The following is a 20,863-nucleotide window of genomic DNA, read 5'->3' as shown; positions in this document are numbered from 1 at the left end:
AGTGCCGTGTGGACATGGGTGCTGATCTCGCTTGTCTTGGCTCCATCCGCCCTAGCAAGGCCGTTCGTTGTCGACGATCTTCTCCGCGTCGAGCAATTTTCCCAAGTCCTGCCCGATCCGACGGGGCGGTGGCTCGTCATTGAGCGCCGCCGGGCAGCCGGGACTGCACCGCGGTTCGACCTTGAGACCCATAAGGGGCTGACGCTCGGCTCGCTTTTGGTGGTCGATCTCGACGCGCCTACGGCAGCTCGACCGCTGCTGACCGCTGACTTGGCGACCGGCTATGTCGCGCTCGCCTTTTCGCCTGGCGGACGTCATCTCGCGGTCGCTCGGCTCCGCGGGCGCGCCTGGGAACTCGGGGTGGTCGATTTGACGACCACGGCAACGCGCTGGCTGGGACTGACGCCCGGCCTGCCCGGCGAGGGCCGCGCGGTACAATGGCTGTCGGAGACGCGTCTCGCAGCAATCATTTACCCCGCTGGGAATTTACCGGTCTACCTGCGCGCCGGGTGGCAAACGAAGCATGACCTGCCGCTGCTCTGGGAGCATGCCGCAACCGGCCAAGCGGTCACGGTCACTACCGTCGGAAGCGGTCGCTTTCGCGCAGTCACGCCGCGGACGTCGGCGCTGCGGCTCGTCGCAATCGACGTCGACCGCGGCTCCACCCAAACGATTGTCGAGGGCGCAATTTTAGATTTCGAAGCCGCAGCCACCGGTCGGATCGCGGTCATACTCGCCGACGACGACATCGCGCCGACTACCCTTGCGCTGGGCGTCGGTACGGCGACACGGCGGCGACGCCTTGTACTTGTCGATGCGGACGGATCACGAATGGTCACGGCCTGCACGTCCTGCGATTATGCCGGGTCGCTGCTGAGCTGGTCGCCAAGAGGCCGTCGTCTCCTTGCGTTTTCGCGGGGCAACGGAGCAGCATGGGACACGGGCAGCGTGGTGTCGATCGACGCCACAACAGGTAAATCTGTTCGTCCTGGAGGCGCTTCGGTTATGCCGGTCGTGACCGGCCCCCCTGACTTTGCGCCGGTGATTCATGCGGGCTGGAACGGGGAAACGGTGGTCGTCTATGCTCGTCCAACGATGGCCGGGAGCGCACCGCGCGATGACTGGTTTGCACTTGAGCATGGGCACGCGACGGCGCTCACCGCGGGGCTCGCGCATGTATCGCCGGCGCTCGCCGCAGTGGAGCCCGGCGGGATCATCGTGCGTGACGGCGACCAGCTGGTTCGGGTCGGACGCAGCCGGCGATTGACCGTCCTGCGGTCGCGCCCTGGCGGGCGCATTGTCGGCGGCCAGGCAAGCGAGCTCGGCGAACGGGGGCGCGCCATGCCAAGTCAACTCGATGCGCTTGTTGAATGGTCGACGACGTCGGGCGGCCTGATCATTCATTTCCCCGGGCGACCCGAGTCTGCACTGGAGATTGATCTCGTGGGCGCTTCGGCTATCGCTCGCGTGCCTCACCGTGCGATGGCGATCATAGAGCAGATCGACCCGCACGGAACGTCGCGTCTTTTCCTCGCGCGCGCCGACCTTGCGCCGGTCCAGCTTGCAGCAATCAACGTGCATCTCGCGTCGGTCGAAAGCGCTCGAATGGCACCGATCGTCAGTGTCGGATCCGACGGGCAGACTCTGACAAGCTGGCTCATCCTGCCGGCTGACCACCGACCGGGGGAACGATATCCGTTGGTTGTCGTCCCCTATCCCGGGCGCGAGTTCGGCCCGCTGCCGCCGCGCGATCAGGCAACCGGTGCGCCGCTTGATAGCATCAGTGCGCAGGTCCTGGCCGGTCGGGGCTATGCTGTCCTGCTGCCGAGCCTTCCGCGTGCTCAGGGCGGCGGTCTTCAGGCCGCGGCCCTGACGAGGGCTGTCCTCGCGCTCCTCGACCAAGTCGATCAGCGTGACGATATCGACGGGTCGAGGGTCGCAATTTGGGGTCACAGCTTCGGCGCTTCCGCGGCAATTGCGATCGCCGCGCAGACGGAGCGCTTTGGGTCGATCGTTGCGTCTGGAGGCCTTTACGACTTCATCAGCGCGTACGGCACATTCCTGCCGTCACGGCGGGTTCATCCCGAAGATGGCCTTTCGGTAACAACGATGGCGGGCTGGTCGGAGACCGGTCAGGCACGTCTCGGCGTGCCGCCGTGGGTCAATCCCTCGATCTACGTTGCCAACAGTCCGATATTCGCGGTCAAGACGATCAAGGCTCCGGTCCTCTTGCTTCAGGGCGATCAGGACATCGCCGCGCTCGGTCAGGCAGAAGAATTATTTTCGGCGCTGTTCCGGCAGGACAAGGACGTGGTGCTGGCCAGTTATTGGGGAGAAGGCCATGTCGTCGCCAGCCCCGCAAATCTCCGCGATCTCTACACGCGGATCTTCGCATGGTTCGACACCACACTTGGTCCCGGGCACCCCGTCGACATGCCTAATCATGACGACGCATTCGAAGCCAAGATTCGATAAGCGCGGCGCTCAAAATCTCGGTATAGGCATCACAGGTTGCAAGATTGTCGGGCTCGAGCGTCGACTTAAGCCGGCGACGGTCAATCAATCCCGCCACGGCGAGGTGTCCCTCGCATAAATATTCTTGCAGGAACTGGCGACTGCGCGCGACCAGTCGGCCGTAATAAGCGGTGAGATCGCCTTTGCCGTGCCGACCGGTCACGCTCGGAGGGAGCCGCCCGGCGAACGCGTCACGGGCGAGACGGCGGTCGCGATCGCCGCCGGTCAGATGCGCGATCGGGGTCGCAAGAACGAGCTCGACCAGCGGCTGCGACAGCAGCGGATGTACGAGATCGCATCGCCGGGAGCGTAGGCTCGTACCGAAGTACACACGACTGTTGGCCAAGCCGAAGATCTGCAGCCGCTTCGCCGGCGGTACGCTTTCGCAGCCGTCGAACCACAAATGATGATCGCCCGGCGCACAGCGGACGAACGACGCCGGTCGCGGCGGCGGGAACGGAAACCGGCGCGCGAGCGCCAACGCCGCGACCGACCACACGCTCGATCGCGTCCAATGCGCAGCGCGGATCGCCGCGCGGGCAAAGGCTATCGGCGACGCACCGCTCGCGAGTATGTCGGCGGCGACGGCCGCCGTCGGCATCTGGAAGAATACAGCGTCGCCGCCCTGCCCGGTGAAGATCGCATCGGCACCGACATCGTCTGCGCGTTCAGCGAGGTCCCGGTCGTGATGGATGTCCATGCCTGCCATCCCGGGCCGCAAACCCGCGGCCAGAGATTCGAAGTCGGACGAAACGAGCGCGCGTGTTGACCGCGCAACTTCGGTCAACGCGAGATCGAGCCGCAATGCCGTCGCTCGGGCAAAGCTTCGTTCGTCAGCCTCGGGCGCCTCCCCGAAATACGTAAACCAATGGACGGGCTTCGTCGGACATTGCTGGAGTGCGCTGGCGACAATCGATGAGTCGAGCCCGCCTGAAAGTTCGGCAACCGGTCTCATATAACTGCTTGCCCATGCGGCGACGCAGGCATCGATCATTTGTTCGAGGGCAGCAGGTGTCGGGAGCTGGAGCGGCGAACAATAGTCTGCGGGGCGCCAAAGCGACCGCTGCCTGATCCGGCCGTCAGCGATCTGACAGAGGCTCCCTGGTTCAACCGCGACCATAGCAGTAAGCGCGACCGCCTCGCTGACGCGCACCGGCACGGTGAGCTGCAGCGCGACAGTCGCCCAGTCGATCGCCAGTGGCGACGGTGGGGCGATGTCGGCAGGATACGCCGCTCCCGACGCGACAAGCCGGACCGGTCCCGCCTGCCACGTCACACAGTCCTGCGCCCCGAGCGGGTCGCGAACGATGTCGAGCGTTGCATGGCCGAGGCCGGGAACGATGACGACATAGGCACCCCAGGCCTGACGCAGGAGTTTTTGCCCGATTGCAATGGCGTCGGTGCCCCGCCAGGCGCTTGGATCGACGGTGGCCACCGTACCCGCCTCCGTGGCCGCGCGGTCGAACAGTTGGCCGATGATCACACCCCGGCCGTCGTCGAGCGGCACGCCAATCCTGTTGCGCGCCAAGTCGTCATCGACCGCGACAAAAGCACCAGGGAGATCGACGACTATGCGCCACCCCGGCGGTCGGGCAATCCGCAAGCGCACGCCGACCGCCGCGCCGGCGGGGTCGTCAAATGGCCAATATGCCGCCGCAAAGTCCATCACCGACGCCTGGAAGAAACGGCCATGATCGGCGCGAAGGCGAGGACCCGGTGGCTTGCATCTCCGACGACATGCTCGCCCGCTGCCAGCCAGCAATGCGCCCGAAAAGGATATAGGTGGACGCCGAAGATCCAATCGGTTGCAATGCCTTCCAGCCACAGAAAATGCATCAGCGCGAGGGCATGCGCGACACACGCGGCTCTTTGCGGCAGCCAGATCGCCATCGCGTCGAAGCGTGCAACCGCTGATGCAATCTTGGCGATCGACGTGCTCGAGTTGCCGCTCATCCCCGCTTGGCGAGAGGGCGCAGCCGCGAGCCGCTCAGCAGCAGCGAGGGCAGGCGCTAGACTGTCGCCGCGTAAAAGTCGCGCGGCCGAGCCCTGCGCGCGCGCGAAGGTAAGCCAGTCCCCGATGCCAAGCGGCCGTCGCCGGCTCGGCGCGGGTAAATCACACCATCGGCGACGATTCAGGATGGCGACCGCATCCTGACCAGGCAAGTCGGCCGCATCGGTAAGCAGCCCTTCAGTGACGAGCCCGGCAATCTGATCCGGGGTGAGAGAGTCAAAAGGCCCGCTGCCGCGGGCGTCATCCGTCTCACTGAGGACGCACGAATATGTATCGGTCGCAACGTCGAGAAAGACCACATCGTCGCCGAGGCGGACCGCGAAAATTCCGGCAGCACTGATTTCAGTCATGCTCGATTGGTCCAGTCGGTCCGGGCGGCAATCTGCGGCAAACGGTGCCGGTCGCGCGCGACCGGCACCGGCGCGTTACGGCTGCTGATAGCGGATCACACCTTCGGCGAGATCACCGACGAAACTCGCGCGCGTATCGCGCTTGAGCGAGCCAATCCGGGTCAGCCGGACCTTTCCCTTCTTTGTCATTTGCCTTCTCCGTGTAACTGCCGCCTCATTGCGGCCTAGTCAGAAAGCAACCTTCCCAACCTATATCCAAACTATATCTGATGAGGTTTCGACAACGTGGTACCGCCTCAGCGCGATCCGGCATCCTGCAGACGGTGCGCCGCTGCGACGCGCCGGTCGACATATTGCTTGAGGGCAATCCGGACGCCTTGCCAGTCGCCAATCGTAACCGCTTGATCAAGACGCAGCGTGTCGGCGCGAGCGTCGGCGATGACGTCGGTCTCATGCCGCCGATACGGGGCGAGACGGGCGCCGAGATCGATTGCTTGCGCCCGCAGTAGCGCATTGGCCGTCATCTGCTGCAGGATCTGAAAGGCGATCGGTGGCCCCACCCCTGTGGAGTCCCGGCCCGGGGACGTCGGGACATCAGGGAGCTGTTCGGCCTCAAGACCGTCGATGATGCGGTTGTAGACATGCGCTTCGAGATCATAGGCGGCCGCAACCTCGTCGCGGGTCAGCCGCACGAGGCAAAAGCCTTCGCGTTGGCGGTCTTCGACGAGCCGGGCACCGGCTAGGCGACAGAGCGCCTCGCGAACCGGCGTGCCGCTCAGGCCAAGATCACGCGCAACGTCCGCGATCCGGATAAATTCGCCGGGGCGAAATACGCCCTCGGCAAGCGCTTGCGCGAGGAACGAGAAAACCCGGAACCGCGGCGTCGTTTCAGTCTTGTATTTCGCCATATATCCTCCGCCGACCGAGAGCCGGCGGTGACCGGGCGAGCAACCGGCTGGGATACGCCAGCTATATTCGGCGGAAATTTCGCTCCCGCCACTTTCTGACGCGATCGCGACACCTGGTGCCCAAATAATCTCGCGGAACGTCGCACTGTCCGCCGCCGTAGAACGGGCTAAATCCCTCGCGCGGCGGAGCGGGCTACTTTGGCTTGCGCAACGATCTCGATCATGTCGTCTATATCGAAGGGTCTCACCAGAGAGATTAATGCAATGGATTTATTTTCCACCAATCGCGACCACACGATCCTGCTGTCGGCGGCCATGCGCGCGATCCGCAGCAAGCGTCGGATGCGAGCGAGCGAGGTCGCTAGGGCGATGGCACTCCCGCTACGAACCTATGAGCGATTCGAGGCCGGCCATGGACCATTGACATTCGAGCGCATCGCCAGCTTTGCCAAGGCGACGAATTCGGACCCGGTCGCCTTGATCGCTGTCCTGCCACTTGGGCGGCCTGAGTTCGCGACTTGGTGCGCCGACAATAAACTGATGACGATCATGATGATGGTCGTCGACGAACTCGCCGATGAACTAGGCCCCGACATTGGATACCTGGAAACGGGAGCGTTGATCGCGACCTTCACCCGGGCCACGCGCGAACTGGTCGAACATTTCCGCAAACGCGACATCTTCGCCGAGACGTGGTTGAGCCAGCGGTCTGAACGGATGGCAGGTTCGGTCCCATTGTCCGCTTTGTTGCGGCGGCGCCAGGCTGGATAAGCTCGCGCGACGGGCGTCATCATCGTATGACGATACTATTGATTGTCGAAGCAGGACCCCATCTAAACTGATCAGATCCATGTCGTTGTACGCCCATCAACATGTTGATAAACCCCGATCGATGCCGTGCGCGTCGCCTATTACAGCAGCTTGTCCAATATTTCTTAAGATTGCGCAGAGGAGGAGAGCGTCCCTTTTCGACGCTAATATATACGCCGGAAGAGCAGATCGGCATCGGTCGCAATCGCGTCAGTATAGCCGACAAAACCTTTCAGATATCATTACCCAGATTTAACTGAAGCGGTGATCGAGCAAGGCCGCTTTGATGCGGGCCGTTGGTATGATTATTCAGTCCGTTCTCGGTTCCCAGCGGTGTAATTACACGTTGTCCAGCGAGCTCGCACCGGTTCCGTCCGGCTCGCTTTGCTTGGTACAATGCCCGATCCGCGCATCGGAGACTGTCGGTCAACAACTCGTCGTGTAGCGCCTGCGTAACGCCGATGCTTACCGTGATTTGCGGCACGCCGGGCATTCGAATTTCGGCGATCAGCAGCCGGAGAGCATCGCATATGAGGAACGCGCCCTGCTCGTTCTGCTCGGGGAGGACGAGCGCGAATTCCTCACCGCCAATACGGGCCACGCTGGCGATCGCGGGTCGGTTGTGATCCAATAACGTCGCCACCGCGCGCAAGACGTCATCACCGACATCGTGTCCCAGCCGATCGTTGATCCTCTTGAAGTTGTCGATGTCGACGATGGCAATCGATACAGGCGTTTCCGAGCCCCTCCGCTGCAACTTTATCATCTCGAACGACTTCTGGAGCGCGCGTCGGTTGGGAAGGCCAGTCAGCGGATCCGAGTGGGCCAGAGCATGATTGGCCTGAACGACCGACTGCAGAACGGTGATGAGCAAAATCAGCCCACCCGCGATCAACAGGACGCCAGTGGTCATTTGCGAAATCACCGCATAGAGCGATCCGGCGTAAGCCTGCTTCGTTGACCCGGTGCCAAAATGGCTAGCTGCGAACGGCTTTATGAGGAAATGTAAGCTCGTCAGCACGAAAATGCCGAACAAAACAGTGTTCAGTGCTGACCGAGGCGCGTGCCGTCTGACGGTGATGGCGCAAAGGCCTGATGCCAACGCAAAAAACACCTGGAAGGCCATCTCATTCCAGAACGATCCGCGCGTCGCGTCCCACGTCAGCCACCGGTACGATAACCCCGCCACAATGATCGAAGTCGCAACAATCAACATTGGTCGCTTGCCGTAGAAAAGCGAGAGTGCTGGCGACATGACGACGAGCCCAATAAGAAGGCTGCCCGACGAAATCATCGTCAGCGGCTCACCCCAAGCTCCGTGCAAAATCGCCAGTTCAGAGACCGGCGTGAGGGCACCAAAGGCGTAGCTGAGCGCCAGCCAACGCGCTTTTGCTGCAGCTGGATTTAAATAAGCAATCGTCAGAAAGCTTGCGACGAACATCGCCGCAACGAGGGCGTTCATGATCAGCGGAAGCAAAGCTTGAGGCATCAAATGCGATGCTCACGACCGACCAGATGAGGCAGATCGTCCGCCGATGTTTCGTTAGAAATAAGCTGAACCTCGCGGGTGCTTTCGCTCGATAGCTTGCCTGCGACGCGCCGTCGTGCGGAATCGTGCATAACGCTGGCGTGATACCGCCTGTAGTTCTTAGATTAACATCGAACGTCGACGGAGCGCGGCGAGCGTTCCGGCTTCGACGGTATACACGGCCGATCGCCGGCCACCGCGATTTTGATGATTGGTCCGCCAACCCGCATAGTGGCGGCGCACCAGGCCAGCTCGAAGGAGATCGCCGACAGCACGGCTGATGTTGGTCTTACTCGACGCGCGAACCTGGTCGTCGACCGCAGCCGACACGATGGCTTCGGCGATGATCGGATCTTCCGGCAAATCTGCCGCAAGGCGCGCAATAATACGTTGCCTCAAGAGATTCCTCCGCTCGCTTCGCACAAGCGGGGATAGTGCATCGCTGAGCCAATCTCGAAGCAAGCGCTCATGATTGCCGTCGACAACCAACGGCCCTGCCCGGCCAGCGGCATCTGCCGCTTCCGAGATCAGAGTGAGTACGAGGAAAGCGTATCTCGGGCGCGCCGAAGTGACCGACAATTTTAGAAGAATATCACATACGTCGATCATCCGTGTCGTGTTTGCGATTTCCATAAGGCGTCCCCGTAATGTTCTCACGGGACGAAGGGCGCTTATCGCGCCGAAGTGAATCCCGTTTGAGTCACGACGAGTCGGATTTGCGACCAACTGACAATGATGTGTCGCTGGTGACACTTTACCCACGACTTTCGGTAAAGTGTCACCACTGACACCTAGGCGGAACGTCGAGACGGCCGGCGCGAGCAATATATAATATCCCGTCTCCGTTACGATCGGCAGCAACTCGGATATGATTTTGATTGCCGACCAATTCGGCTCGGATCGGTCTTGTACATTCTGACCCAGACTTTGGCACAGTAATTCAGGATTCTCATATCGTGAGGGCTTCGCAATCGTTGCAGGCACGCACCATCTGGGTCGGTATCAAGCGCGTCGAAGACATGCATCGATGTTGCTACCCAAACTCAAATTGGTGCCGCCAGCCATTCTGGTCTCAAAGGTACCAGACATCATGGTGTCGGCCTTTCACGCGAGCGGCGAAGACTTGCGTTACAGATCGATCAGCTCCCGGATTTGGGCGCGGCGAGACGATCGCTGGTCGCGTTCTCGAGCGCGTGCGGGTTGCGCGCATCGTCGGGGTCGAGCTCGCGTTCGATCCGGCGGCGGGCGTCGTCGGTAATCGCATCAGCGCGATAGGCGTGGCGATGCGCCACGCTCGGCCTCGATCAGTCGAGCCTGGAGCTGCGCGACCGGGTTGCCCTTGACCGCGTCGTCGGCGGTAACGGCATAGTCCTTGCGCCGGCCGCCGTGGCGGCGGCGTAGCGCCTCGATCATCGTCGGGTCTTCGCCGGTGGCATCGAAATGGTCGATGTCGACGAGGACCGCGTCGATCGTCCCCAGTCGCGCCCTGACCTCCGCCTACTTAGCGTCGGCGGCCTCACGCTCGCCCTCATCGGATAGCCTAAACAAATTGATCGCCGCGCCGCTCAGCACCATGACGATCGACTGCAGCGCGCTAAGCCGCCGCGATCCGGCGACGGCGAGCGATTTCACCGTGATCAGCACCGCATCAAGGGCAAGGATGAACAGCAGTGTTAGCGTGTAGGAGACCGTCGCGCGGGTCGATGCGATACATGAAACGTCGTTTACCTTAGGCCTCAATGCGCCATCTGCGATCACCCGTCGCCGTCACTATTTCTGGAGATGCTGCCGCTATTTGTCCTGACAAATTCGCCTTCCGCTCACCCGTCTCGGTCTTCGATCGATTCAAGCCTGGTGCTCACATGCGCATCTGATTGCTGACGACCGCCCGACCGCTTCACCGATGCTCTACGGACATAATCGTCTGCGCTTCGAAACCTGAGCAGCAGTGTGATCATTCCGGCGGTCCCACCCGCCCATTGACAAGTTCGCGATCAGCGAATGCGTTAACTACTCATTAGCTTGTCTCTGAGTGGAGAGAGTTTAAGGAGTCCTTACCGAATTATTAATTCCAGAAGGGGTCTGTATGCGTAGCCTGTTTCACACCACCACGATCCTCGCCATGTTCGCCGCTATACCGGCAGGTGCAATGACGATCGCGTCGTCCACCAATGGCCCTGACGCCGGTGTTCCGGCTGGCCAACGCCTGATCACCAACTTCGATACGGCTGCCGGGCTCGGTGGCGGTTATCAGCTGACCACGGGCTCATTGAGCGGCCAATACGCCGCGCCGCTTGGCGACACGACCCAGTATCTGACAGTCCTCGGCGGCCAGATTGCCTCACTGGCGATCTCGCCTGCGGTCAAGGCCCTGAGCTTCTACTGGGGCTCGATTGACAACTACAATACTGTCAGTTTTTTCTCGGGATCGGCCCTTGTCGCATCTTTCACTGGCGGCCAGGTTCCCGCAGCCCCGGCCGATGGTAGCCAGGGCTCGCCGACGAACAACCGTCGCGTCAGCTTCGCCTTCGACGGCGCTGCCATCGACCGCGTAAACTTTGCGTCTTCGAGCAACTCGTTTGAACTCGACACCATCGCGGGCGCAGTCCCCGAACCCGCATCGTGGGTCATGCTTGTTGCCGGTTTCGGGCTCGTCGGTGCCGCCGCGCGGCGCCGCAATCCGGCCGTCGTTGCCGCTTAATCAATCGTCGGGCCGCAGCGGCGTTGCTGCGGCCCGACATTTTTGTTTCACGAGGGAAAGCGTTTCTGGACTTGCAAACGCGGACGACCCAGAGAGATTGCTGCCGGACAAGAAAGCCGATAGCCCGGCGGCGGAATGGCCGAGCGCATCGAATGCTGATTCCGACGCTTAAGTGTTACCTGCGACCAAGACCGCGCCGATCGTCACGGCGGCGTTGATCAGCGTCGAGCGAATGAAGCTGCGATCCTCGGTAACATTGTATGTAACATGAAGCGCGATAGCGACCGCGCCGGCGCCCTTCATTGCACCGTACAGGACCAGTACAAGCTCCGGCGCGAGCCCTTTCTTCCCCGTCGCGGCGATGACGACAGTATTCATCTGCTCGTCAATCAACTTGGCCGCGTCGGCGGGCACGTGCTGCACGATCGCAGGCATCTGGGTCGCGATCGCGTTGGGATCGGTGACGAGGTCATAGGTCAGCATAAGCACGCCGGGCGGAAATCAACTTCAGAAACCCGCGATAGGCGACCCCGGCGGAGATCAGTCCAAGATTGGCTTTGCCCGACCCTTTGTATACGCGAAGCAGTGTCGACCCCAACCCTTCAGCAGTAGTGCAGCGGGAGAGGGGGATGGCTCGACACGAATGCCACACTGAAGACCGCTGAGATCCGGCGCAACGCACTGCGTTCGTAATGTCTATGGTGAGGGCATTCGCCGCAGCGAAACGGACTTGTCGCCAGCTGCCGTTTAGCATGTATAACCGTGCTGCTCTAACCGGCGTGGCTCAAGCGCCAGGAATACCCAAAGTGAATGTCGAACTTCGGGCGAAGACATTGGACGTCCGGACGCAGATTAGAAAGCCGTATGATGAGCAGGCGATGGGTTGTCGGTTTGACGTCCGTGGTGGTCCTCGCACTCGCGACTTTTGTGATAAATATGTGGATTGCTAAGGGACACAGCCCGCCGGCAATCGACCCCAGCAAGACCGCTACACAGGCACCGATAGTAAATTGATGCGGGCGATCGATATTGCAGACAGCCTGTGGTGCATTGGCTCGCGTCGGCTATCTCCATAGTTTAGTTGAATCGTGAATTTTTAAAACCGACATGAAACCAGCGATGGTCTCGTGCAGCGCTGTAACTGAATGCGACCCTTGCAGATATTCCCGGATATAGCGTGGCCGCTGCCCGACCATAAAACAGGTAGCATCGTGAGCACGCGCATAAAGCGCTCAGCGGAGTGCAGCCCGACACACCCGCTCGGCGCGTCGTGCTCGGGATGCCGCTCTCGATCAACGGAGCGTCGTGTACACCGAGACATTCTGGGCGATCACCCACGTGGGACACATGGCGGTCGACACATCGGACGCGTAAACGCTTAGAGAAGCGCCGACAGGCTCGTGATGACGGTTGCAAGGCCCGTCAAGAAAATTCCTTTGACAACAACTATGGCGCGACTCCTTTGGCGCGAGTGTTCTCATCATGTACTTTATAGGATGGAAGCCGGTGCGAAATCAATAAGGTCCGGGATGGCAATTATTCAGGCGAGTGAAAAGCAAGCGTCCGAAGCGCCTTCTGCCGCAGCAAGATAGCGTCGGACGTAATAGATCGCCGTGGCGACGTAGATGATCTTGGCCCCCGACAAGGTCGGGGGTTGGGGATGAGCCGCCTGAGCGAAACGGCATTGGAAGACGAGTGTCACGCTAAGTCTCGCGAGCGTGCAAACTCAATCTTTGGAGGTAAGGAGCGATTATACCTGCTCGGCCGTTGGGCTGGGTGTTGCACGACCAACGAGGAGATGGACTATGGCAAAGATTGAAACGCTGCAAGAGCTCTACGTAGACGAGTTAGCAGATCTGTGGTCAGCGAACGACCAGATGGCTAAGGCACTTAAGAAAATAGCCAAGCACGCGACTGATCCCAAGCTGAAGGATATGCTTCAAGCGTCGCAGGACGGCATCGCCAAGCACACAGACGTGCTGAAAGCGCTTATCGAGGGGCAAGGCGAGAAGCCCAAGAAGGAGCACTGCAAGGGGATGGAGGGTCTTGCCGCCGAGGCGCTCAAGCACACCGTCGAGGATGCGCCGAAGTCAGGTCCGGTCTTGGATGCCGCGATCATCGCTCAGTACCAGCGTATGACGCACTATGGCATCACCGGCTTTGGCACGGTCGCCGCATTCGCGAAGGCACTTAAGCTTAACGATGACGTGGACAAGCTCGAGGCCGCTGTAGCGGATATGCACCGGGGCGACGACATGATGAGCGAGCTCGCTGAGTCGGCTGTCAATGTTGAAGCGGTCGAAGTCTGAAATACCGAGGGCCGGGCGATTATTCGCCCGGCCCGATCGGCGACGTTTGCAGCACCTGAGCCGAAATGACCCAGGTGTCGACAGTCACGGTCCGTAGTCCGCTCGCCAATTTTAGCAATCCGGCCAGATTTAGTTTAATGCGCAGCGCGCTTTAGTTGCCGATGCTACGGCGGTTTCACCGCTGGCCACGACAATATCCAAAGATTCTTGACGTAGAGGTCGCGGTCGCCATTATGGACGCGAAACTGGCCACCTCGTCCGGCTCGAGCCGGGTCGCGCGATGTCGCGAAGAAGGCACGATAGACCGGTCCACACACCACTGTCGCCTTGGACTGATACCACTCGGTAGAAATCATGAAAACGTAGAGGATCGCTGGCGCTGCGACCTTATCGATCGTTCGGCTGAGACCGTTGGCGTCGATAAGCTCGTTGTTATCTCCGGCTATCCATGCCGCATCCATATCAAGCTGCGACGGCGACATGAGATGATAGGCCCGCATGTGCCATCCGCGAGCTGTTCCGGGCTGATTGCTCGCGATAAAACCGGCGACAGTGCGCGACGCGGCATACGGCCGGACTAACCGGTCGCCCATCAAGGAGCCAAACAAAATATAGGGACCCATGACGGCGGCGGCGTCGAGCGTGTCGAAGGGGTCCGCCGCCAGATCAGCCGCCGTGCGCGGTACCGACGCAGCCTAGCTTCGCCCGACGCTGCGGCGGTCGCAGTCGCATACCTGATACTCTCTCGACAGCGCGGTGAACAGCGCCACCTTATGCGTGGCATGGCGCCGATCGCCTGGTTAAAGGAGGACGGTAAACCGACCCCGTCCGCGACAGTGTCGGGCGATCACCCGATCGGCCGATAGCACGAAGGTACGGTCAGGAAACTCGACCGGCGCTTTCGCTGCTGATGCCAGACATGGTCACAACGATCAGAGCCAAAGCAGCGGCCTGTTGCCAGAATGTCGCGACCGGAAGTCTGCCGGTGCCCACTCCGCTGAGCGAGCACCGTCACGCCTGATCTAGCAAGTTGCAAAAGTCGAAACCTGACGCTTCTACAGACGGATGGCGACCCTACAGTCGACGCCCCGGCCCCGCTTAAACGACTAAAGGTCATGCGATTCCGCGACCGCCAATGCCGCGTCTGCCACTTACAGTGATCGAAATAATAACCGTGTCGACGCTATGGTACGCGCAGGGAAGCGCCGCTACATTTTAGTCAGCGACGGGACGCCCCCCCAATCATGTCCTGTCGCTAGAGCCGCACGCACCCCCCCGCGTGCGGCTCGTCCATCATTGCATAAAGATGCTGAGTGTGTACTATTTGTTATCGGCCTCGACCGTTAGAGCCGTCGCGCTAAGTTGAGGGGGCACCTGCGCGGCGGCTCGCCATTTGTGTTAAGGCGGGGCGCCGCCGCGCGGTAAGCAACTGGCGCGGCGGCGCATTATCGGTAGTCATGAGCGGACGTGCAGTAAGCGACGGACACGGCAGCTTATTGACCGTCCAACAGAACGGTTTTTTCACGTTCGGGTTCCGAAATGAAAATGGTTACCATGTCGTAACAACGTTTTGCGGAACTGGTGCTCGCGAGCGAGAGCGTAACGCGTCATCCGGTTCTTTCGGCGATCAACATTCCTGCCCTCGGCGCAGATTATCGCGGTGCTTGACGACGACCGTTGCAGGACGATCGCAAGCTCTTCGCCGCCGTACCGCGCGACTACATGAACGGGGTTGTCGACGCCGGCTTCGGTTGCTCATCCGACCGCTCGCTGGCAGTCGTCGCCCACCTGATGACCGAAAGCGTCGTTTAATTTCCTTGAAGTTGTCGATGTCGAGCATGATCAGCGACATCTCGAAGACCGACTGGACCGTTTCTGCCTATTCTTGCGCAAGCGTCGCGGCAAACGGACATAAACTTATCTCTAGGCTGAGCAGCATCTCATCGCGCTGCGTTTCATCGATCTAGCGCGTTCCATCCCTCCGGATTAGACTGTCGAACTGCGATAGGGTGTTGCGAAACGGGAACGCGATGGAACTGAACGACGTCGGCGCATCTGCGCGTACCGCCGAAATCGGCAGCGTTTCCGGTGCGGCACGGTCGCTTGGTCTGCCGAAGTCGACCGTCAGCCGAGCGCTGACGCGGCTTGAAGCCGACATCGGCGCCTTATTAATTGATCGTTCGACCCGGCATCTGCGACTGACCGATGCGGGAATGCTCTTTCATCCCTACGCCACGCGGCCACCGAGGCGTGGACCTGCGCCAGCCCCGGCTATCTCGCGGCATATGGGATACCGGCGAGCGTCGCCGACCTTTGTCGACACACGATAAACGGTTACGCCGATCGCCAAGAAACCTGGTCGTATCGCCGATCGTCAGGCGACGTCGAACACTTCAAATTTAGCGCCGCGCATGCCGTGTCCGACTCGATTGCCCTCGAAGCAATGTTGATCGCCGGCGGCGATCTCAGCCGGCTGCCAGACTTCATCGCGCGGCGGGCGGTCGCCACGGGCGATCTGATGTGGCTGTTCCCCGAGACCACTGGAGACACGTTGGAGGGGCACGCACTCTACACTAGCCATCGCAGCCTTTCCGCGAAGTCCGGGCTTTCATCGATGCTTTGATCGGGCATCTGTCGGGCGGTCAGGGATGCGAGGGGTCCTCGTGGTTGCCCCTCTCGCCCGAATCCTCATGAAGCTTCGGGGGCTTTGGGAGACTGACCGCTTCCAGGCGACGAGATCGCGAAAGCTGACGTCTGTTAAGCCAGCTGTGGTTGAGAAGACCCACGATCCGACATGCCGCCTCTGGTACACTGCTCTCAACTTCGGTTGTTCGTTCAGTTCCGATGCGGCAGGTCATGACACCAGTTTGCGAATTGAGATAATCATGCGTCGCATCACTCCTCTCGTAGTCCTGTTGCCAGTCCTGCTGGCCGCAGCGTCGGCGCCCGTGCCGATGCCCGGACTCTGGGAGCATACTGTCGTTTATGTGATCGATGAGGTTAACGGCTCCTCGTTCATAGCCGACCAGGCGCAAAGCGTGCTGCCGTCCCCTCCCCCCTATCGGGCGTGCTATTCGGCTTCGGATCTGGCGGATCCGCGGAGCTTTCTGCTCGCCAGTAACGCCGTCCAGTGCCGCTTTTCCCGCGTTGCGATGGCGGACGGGAATATTACGGCAGCCGGCGAGTGCAAGGACAGCCGCTACCCTGCCCTCCGCGTCGACGGCTCAGGTACGTATGGCGCGAATGGCTATGACTTCAGCTTCGCGGGCGAGGCACAGTCCGGCGACATGACGGTCAGCTTCCGCGGTCGCGACAGCGGCCGCCGCGTCGGCTCATGTCCGGCCGGGGGCACGGGTCGGTGAGCATGTCGTCGCGCAACCATGCGACGCTGGTTTCCCGTCAGCTACTTCGATGCACCCTGCGAACTAGCGGCCAGCGCGCAAGGTGATCCGCGTCAGCTCGGACGGCACGCCGAGGCGCAGCGCAAAACCCGGCCACAGGGCCGTACCGTTGCTGACGTAGAGCGTCATGCCGCCGACGTCGTAGCGTCCAGATACGAAGCCGCCATTGGCGCGCGCCACGATCTGGTCGAGGCCGCGGATCATGCCGCCGTGGGTGTGACCGGACAACTGGATCGCAACACCCAGCGCTGCAGCGTCCCGGGCGTTCTTCGGCTGGTGGTCGAGGAGCAGCACCGGTACGTCTCGACGGGCGCCTGCCAGCGCGAGGTCGAGATCCGGCCCGGCCTGTCCCGCCGCGGGTGCCGACAGGTCGGTGACGCCAGCGAGAACGAGATCGGCACCGTCGCGGGAGAGAACCGCATGAGCGTTCGGCAACATGCGGAACCCCAACGCGCCCAGGTGGCGCATCCACGCGGGATAATCGAAGAAGTATTCGTGGTTGCCGGGAATCGCATAGATGCCGTCCGGCGCATGGAGCTGGCGGAGCGGTTCGACGTCGGCGCGGCGCATCGCGACTGATCCGTCGATGAAGTCGCCGGTCACGACGATCAGGTCGGCACCGGCGGCGTTCGCGCGCTCGACCACCGCGCGGACCCAACGCGCGGGGTATAGGCGGCTGATGTGAAGGTCTGTCAACTGGATCAGCCGATAGCCGTCGAACTGCGTCGGCAGGCCGTGGACGACGATCTCCACGTCCTTCAGCGGCGGCACCCGCAGCGCTGCGGCGACACCGATCGCGGCGAGCACTGCGGCGAGGCCGGCTATCGCATAGCGCAGGCCTTCGGGCTCAACGACGATCTTGCCGAGCACCAGAATCACCACCAGCGTGCCGAAATCGAGCATGAGTTGAAGAGCAGCGAGCAGCAGGATCGCGCCGAACGCCCAGTTGAACAGGATGACGACCGGCCTCGGAAACTCGGGCGCGAACATCGATCCCGACGAGAGCCGACACCCCAGGTGATACTGCGACGCGCCGATCAGCAACGCCCCCAAAGCTGTCTTGCCCCACAAAGGTAACCCGAGCGGCAAGAGCCACCTGGCGATAACAAGGAAGCTGGGCACGGCGAAGATAAGGTGGAAGATCTCTAGTCTCCAATCGGTTGGCGGCTCCGGTGCCACGGCACGCCCTACTGTATGGGACTGGCGCAGCACACGCCTCTAAGTTCGAGCGCTTGATGCCGCCGCGTGGGAGTGGCCAACCGCGGATCAAACCGTTGATGATGAATAGGAAGCTCCGGCGCAGGCGCCCTGGCAAATCAGGGCGCAACAGCGACCCCGTGAGCCATTTTTGCAAGCCAGTTGTCCCAGACTACGTTCAGCCCCGCCTTCGCGCTGGTCGACGTGGAATTCGGAAATCAATACGGCTGCCGTTCCCGAGCCGCCAGCTGGCTGATGATGATCGCCGGGTTCGGGCTTGTCGGCACAAAGGCCGCCGCAGAGGGTATGCGACCGCTTGATCCTAGCGACGAGGAACGACGGACGGGCGGGGCCGCGGCCCCGCCCGTTCAAATTTCGGTTGCCGCCTATCTCTAAGGTTGCCTTCGACACGACACAGATCCAATGATCTAAGGCGGCATGAGCAGTGTCTGTAACCGGATGTTGGATTCAGGTGCTGCTTACAAGTTGAAATTGGGGCCGGTACCTACCTGGTAGCTTTTGGGCTTGGAACGCATCATAGCTGCCGTTCAAATAATTGCGGATCCGATGGCGGCTCCTGATTTAGTAGCGGACGCTCGCTTGCCTCCCGCGTCATTGGGTAGAAAGCGGTATGGACCCTTTCGCACCCCCGCCCATAATGATGACACGTTATTACTGGTGGTGAGCACGGATTTAATTAGGACGGAGCCGAGTATGATCATTTCGATAATTGCCGCTGTGATTGCGGCCGCCGCCGGTGCCACCATAATAGATCGTGCGGTTCCCAGCTACGATCACGTGTACGTCATCATCGAGGAGAACAAGGACTACAAGCAGATCATGGACGAGAACGCCGCGCCCAATATTTCGCGTCTGGCGGCTACCTATGGCACTGCCACCCAGTTCTATGCCGAAGTCCATCCGAGCGAGGCAAATTACGTCGCGCTGTTGGGAGGCGACACCTATGGCATCCATGACGACGATGCATTCTATTGCAGGCCGGGTCCCTCCGACGATCCCAAATGCGCCGGATCAACCGGACCAGGCTACGTCGACCATACCATTCGCCAGCCGCATCTTGGCACGCAGCTGGAAGCGAGCGGACGCGACTGGAAAGGCTATTACGAAACCCTGCCGGCACCCGGCTCGACGGTCGTCACGGCTGGCGACCCGACGGCGACCAACGGCTTGAAAACTGCAGCGCTTTATGCCTCCAAGCACTCAGGGTTTATCAACTTCGCGAGTGTTCAGGCGGACCCGCAGCGCGCCCGCCACATTGTCGGCTTCGATCAGCTGGAGATGGATATTGCTGCTGATCGCCTCCCGGCCTTCGCTCTTATCGTGCCGAACCAATGCAACGAGATGCACGGACTGCACGGCGACGGCGTCCCTGCCGACTGCGACGGATCCCATGACCTCGCTGGCCTAATCCGCCGCGGTGACACGGAAGCTGGTCAGCTTGTAGCCGCGCTGCAGGCGACCAAGTCCTGGACGTCGCGTGAGAACGTCGCAATTATAATTGGTTTCGATGAAGGTGCAGGTCGCACCCGCGAAGGCTGCTGTGGCGTGACGCCAGGCGCGATCTCTAACTTTGGTGGCGGCCACATCCCGATGGTGGTGATCACCAACCATGGTCCTCGCAGCGTTTCTGACTCGACGCCGTACAGCCATTACTCTCTGCTGCGGACACTTGAGGACGCATTCCGCTTGCCCGCCTATCTCGGCCATGCGGCGGACACCGCCGCGGGAGTCGTGCCAATGACCCCGCTGTTCGCCGTCGACGTAGCCAAACGCTAGATAAGAGCGCGGCTCCCGAGCTGAGGTGATGACCTCGAAGGCGGACAGGTATCCAGCTCCGACCCCGATCGGTACAGACGGTTGGAGAGCGCGTTGCGTGGACTGCGTACGAGGGGCTTGTGGAAACGGCGAGTTCCTGCACGCGGAAACGGGGCTAAGGGCCGCCACACGCCTGCCCGTGGCGGTACACCGTTTCAATTGGACAAGATGGGCGCTGTCGCATCGGCGTAGCGGGACTATAGCCGGACCCAGTAAAAGCGATATCCGGATTTTAAATCGGTTACGACGATCGGCTGACGACCAGCACTTCGAACGACCCCGGGATCGCCTTCGGTCGCTGTCCCGCCTCGGCGGGCGCAAATCGCGCGCCGGGCAAATAGATATTGCCAGTCGCCGGGTCGGCGGCACCGGTGCGTGACCCTTTCTGCGTCGACACGACCCCGACGCCGCTTGGCACGCCCGTCGTATCGATGACGGTCAGCGCGCCATCGCCGCCAGTTGGAACGTAGGCACGGTCGCGTGGGCCGTCGTAGATCACTGCATCGGGCCGCGACCCGATGACGATGTCAGCAAGCAAACGGCCCGATTTCGCCTCGACCACCTTGGCGTGGCCATTGGCGCACGCGGAGATCAGATAGCCCTGCTTGGTCAGCGCGAGCCCGCCTGGGTCTTCGCAGCCGGTGAGCTGGATCATGCGAACGACGGCCTTCCGCGCGACGTCGATCACCGCCAGCTCGCCCTTGTCCTCAACGTTGACGTAGAGCGTGCCCTTGCCGTCCACCGCAGCCGATTCAAGAGCACCCGCGACCGGGATCTTGCCAGCGAGCGTCTTCGTCTTTGGATCGATCAAGGCGATGCCGCCGCCGGCGTTGTCCATGACCAGCAGCATGCCTGTCGCCGGGTCATAGGCGGCGGCATCGGGCTTCGACCCGGTCTTGATATCGGCGACGATCACTCCCGAGCCGGCGTCGAAGAGCAAGGCGCCGCCGCTGGTCGTGCTTGTCACCATCCCGATCGTGCTGCCTGGCACCGTCACAGCACCATGCGTGCGCTGCGCCGCGACGAGGTGCGGATTGACCGCCCCGGTCGCGAGATCGATCGTCATCACACCGTCCGAGCGCGACACGAGCAGCATCTTGCCGTCGGCGCTGACGTTGACATAATCCCAGCCGCCGTCGGAAGCCGCGATCCGCTTGATAACTGTCATGCCGGATTCGGCGGCGAGTGCCGACTGGGCAACAAACAACATTGCGGCGGCGACGATAAAACAACGACGCATACGGGTTCCTCTAGCGGATGTTTAGGCGGGGATACGGAAGCTTAAGCCACCAGCCTTG

General features: G+C 61.4%; 20 protein-coding genes and 1 pseudogene. 9 read left to right on the top strand and 12 right to left on the bottom strand.

The features are described 5' to 3' along the window. Positions 1-36 precede the first annotated feature (36 nt). Positions 37-2,475: a prolyl oligopeptidase family serine peptidase gene (locus KZX46_RS03100; protein ID WP_219773855.1), complete on the top strand. Its 2,439-nt coding sequence runs from the start codon at positions 37-39 to the stop codon at positions 2,473-2,475. Here the strand turns inward: KZX46_RS03100 and KZX46_RS03095 are convergent. The 3 genes from KZX46_RS03095 to KZX46_RS03085 all read right to left on the bottom strand — a co-directional run bounded on the left by KZX46_RS03095 (position 2,438) and on the right by KZX46_RS03085 (position 5,783). Then, positions 2,438-4,180, bottom strand: a complete 1,743-nt coding sequence (locus KZX46_RS03095) for an asparagine synthase C-terminal domain-containing protein (RefSeq protein WP_219773854.1) — start codon at positions 4,178-4,180, stop codon at positions 2,438-2,440. The two genes, KZX46_RS03100 and KZX46_RS03095, sit on opposite strands and share 38 nt — an antisense overlap. Then, on the bottom strand, positions 4,180-4,875 hold the full coding sequence (locus KZX46_RS03090; RefSeq protein ID WP_219773853.1) for a lasso peptide biosynthesis B2 protein: 696 nt from the start codon (positions 4,873-4,875) through the stop codon (positions 4,180-4,182). The genes KZX46_RS03095 and KZX46_RS03090 overlap by 1 nt, the downstream gene beginning before the upstream one ends. A gap of 296 nt (positions 4,876-5,171) precedes the next feature. Further along, a complete protein-coding gene (locus KZX46_RS03085; RefSeq protein WP_219773852.1) occupies positions 5,172-5,783 on the bottom strand; it encodes a GntR family transcriptional regulator in 612 nt (203 codons plus the stop codon). A gap of 198 nt (positions 5,784-5,981) precedes the next feature. Here KZX46_RS03085 and KZX46_RS03080 point away from each other — a divergent pair, with 198 nt between their 5' ends. Further along, positions 5,982-6,554 (top strand): helix-turn-helix transcriptional regulator, encoded by a 573-nt coding sequence (locus KZX46_RS03080; RefSeq protein WP_219773851.1) that lies wholly within the window; start codon positions 5,982-5,984, stop codon positions 6,552-6,554. A 271-nt stretch (positions 6,555-6,825) separates the two neighbouring features. On the opposite strand, the gene KZX46_RS03075 is transcribed toward KZX46_RS03080, so the two are convergent. The 5 genes from KZX46_RS03075 to KZX46_RS03055 form a co-directional block, all read right to left on the bottom strand. Beyond that, a complete protein-coding gene (locus KZX46_RS03075; RefSeq protein ID WP_219773850.1) occupies positions 6,826-8,082 on the bottom strand; it encodes a diguanylate cyclase in 1,257 nt (418 codons plus the stop codon). A gap of 159 nt (positions 8,083-8,241) precedes the next feature. Further along, positions 8,242-8,754, bottom strand: a complete 513-nt coding sequence (locus KZX46_RS03070; protein ID WP_219773849.1) for a hypothetical protein — start codon at positions 8,752-8,754, stop codon at positions 8,242-8,244. A gap of 506 nt (positions 8,755-9,260) precedes the next feature. Continuing rightward, positions 9,261-9,413: a hypothetical protein gene (locus KZX46_RS03065; RefSeq protein ID WP_219773848.1), complete on the bottom strand. Its 153-nt coding sequence runs from the start codon at positions 9,411-9,413 to the stop codon at positions 9,261-9,263. Next, positions 9,385-9,534, bottom strand: a complete 150-nt coding sequence (locus KZX46_RS03060; RefSeq protein ID WP_219773847.1) for a hypothetical protein — start codon at positions 9,532-9,534, stop codon at positions 9,385-9,387. Before KZX46_RS03060 ends, KZX46_RS03065 begins: the two co-directional genes overlap by 29 nt. Positions 9,535-9,618: 84 nt before the next feature. Continuing rightward, complete coding sequence (locus KZX46_RS03055) at positions 9,619-9,861, bottom strand: hypothetical protein (RefSeq protein ID WP_219773846.1); 243 nt, start codon at positions 9,859-9,861, stop codon at positions 9,619-9,621. 346 nt (positions 9,862-10,207) lie between these two features. Between KZX46_RS03055 and KZX46_RS03050 the strand changes: the two genes are divergently transcribed. Then, positions 10,208-10,822 (top strand): PEPxxWA-CTERM sorting domain-containing protein, encoded by a 615-nt coding sequence (locus tag KZX46_RS03050; protein WP_219773845.1) that lies wholly within the window; start codon positions 10,208-10,210, stop codon positions 10,820-10,822. Positions 10,823-10,990: 168 nt separating this feature from the next. Here KZX46_RS03050 and KZX46_RS03045 read toward each other — a convergent pair whose 3' ends face one another. Further along, positions 10,991-11,305 carry a hypothetical protein gene (locus KZX46_RS03045; RefSeq protein WP_219773844.1) on the bottom strand — a complete coding sequence of 105 codons (315 nt, stop codon included), beginning with the start codon at positions 11,303-11,305 and terminating at the stop codon, positions 10,991-10,993. A 1,322-nt stretch (positions 11,306-12,627) separates the two neighbouring features. On the opposite strand from KZX46_RS03045, the gene KZX46_RS03040 reads away from it, so the two are divergent. Then, positions 12,628-13,131 (top strand): ferritin-like domain-containing protein, encoded by a 504-nt coding sequence (locus KZX46_RS03040; protein ID WP_216710773.1) that lies wholly within the window; start codon positions 12,628-12,630, stop codon positions 13,129-13,131. A gap of 164 nt (positions 13,132-13,295) precedes the next feature. On the opposite strand, the gene KZX46_RS03035 is transcribed toward KZX46_RS03040, so the two are convergent. Then, positions 13,296-13,754: a hypothetical protein gene (locus tag KZX46_RS03035; protein WP_219773843.1), complete on the bottom strand. Its 459-nt coding sequence runs from the start codon at positions 13,752-13,754 to the stop codon at positions 13,296-13,298. Between the two features lie 1,054 nt (positions 13,755-14,808). Here KZX46_RS03035 and KZX46_RS23160 point away from each other — a divergent pair. The 4 genes and pseudogenes from KZX46_RS23160 to KZX46_RS03020 all read left to right on the top strand — a co-directional run bounded on the left by KZX46_RS23160 (position 14,809) and on the right by KZX46_RS03020 (position 16,493). Continuing rightward, positions 14,809-14,943, top strand: a complete 135-nt coding sequence (locus tag KZX46_RS23160; protein ID WP_255614750.1) for a hypothetical protein — start codon at positions 14,809-14,811, stop codon at positions 14,941-14,943. A 218-nt stretch (positions 14,944-15,161) separates the two neighbouring features. Further along, on the top strand, positions 15,162-15,461 hold the full coding sequence (locus KZX46_RS23410; protein ID WP_219773842.1) for a LysR family transcriptional regulator: 300 nt from the start codon (positions 15,162-15,164) through the stop codon (positions 15,459-15,461). After that, positions 15,383-15,754, top strand: a pseudogene (locus KZX46_RS03025) (LysR substrate-binding domain-containing protein); the annotation flags it as partial. The gene KZX46_RS23410 and the pseudogene KZX46_RS03025, both read left to right, overlap by 79 nt. Positions 15,755-15,899: 145 nt before the next feature. Beyond that, positions 15,900-16,493, top strand: a complete 594-nt coding sequence (locus KZX46_RS03020; RefSeq protein WP_219773841.1) for a DUF3617 family protein — start codon at positions 15,900-15,902, stop codon at positions 16,491-16,493. Between the two features lie 63 nt (positions 16,494-16,556). On the opposite strand, the gene KZX46_RS03015 is transcribed toward KZX46_RS03020, so the two are convergent. Further along, positions 16,557-17,675: a metallophosphoesterase gene (locus tag KZX46_RS03015; protein ID WP_219774255.1), complete on the bottom strand. Its 1,119-nt coding sequence runs from the start codon at positions 17,673-17,675 to the stop codon at positions 16,557-16,559. A gap of 768 nt (positions 17,676-18,443) precedes the next feature. Between KZX46_RS03015 and KZX46_RS03010 the strand changes: the two genes are divergently transcribed. Next, the gene (locus KZX46_RS03010; RefSeq protein WP_219773840.1) at positions 18,444-19,526 is read left to right on the top strand and encodes an alkaline phosphatase family protein; all 1,083 of its coding nucleotides are present in this window, start codon (positions 18,444-18,446) and stop codon (positions 19,524-19,526) included. 280 nt (positions 19,527-19,806) lie between these two features. On the opposite strand, the gene KZX46_RS03005 is transcribed toward KZX46_RS03010, so the two are convergent. Further along, on the bottom strand, positions 19,807-20,805 hold the full coding sequence (locus KZX46_RS03005) for a YncE family protein (protein WP_219773839.1): 999 nt from the start codon (positions 20,803-20,805) through the stop codon (positions 19,807-19,809). Positions 20,806-20,863: the final 58 nt, after the last annotated feature.

Origin of the sequence: Polymorphobacter sp. PAMC 29334 (assembly GCF_019431245.1) — a bacterium.
GTDB lineage: Bacteria > Pseudomonadota > Alphaproteobacteria > Sphingomonadales > Sphingomonadaceae > Polymorphobacter_B > Polymorphobacter_B megasporae.
This window is presented reverse-complemented; position numbering and strand designations above follow the sequence as displayed.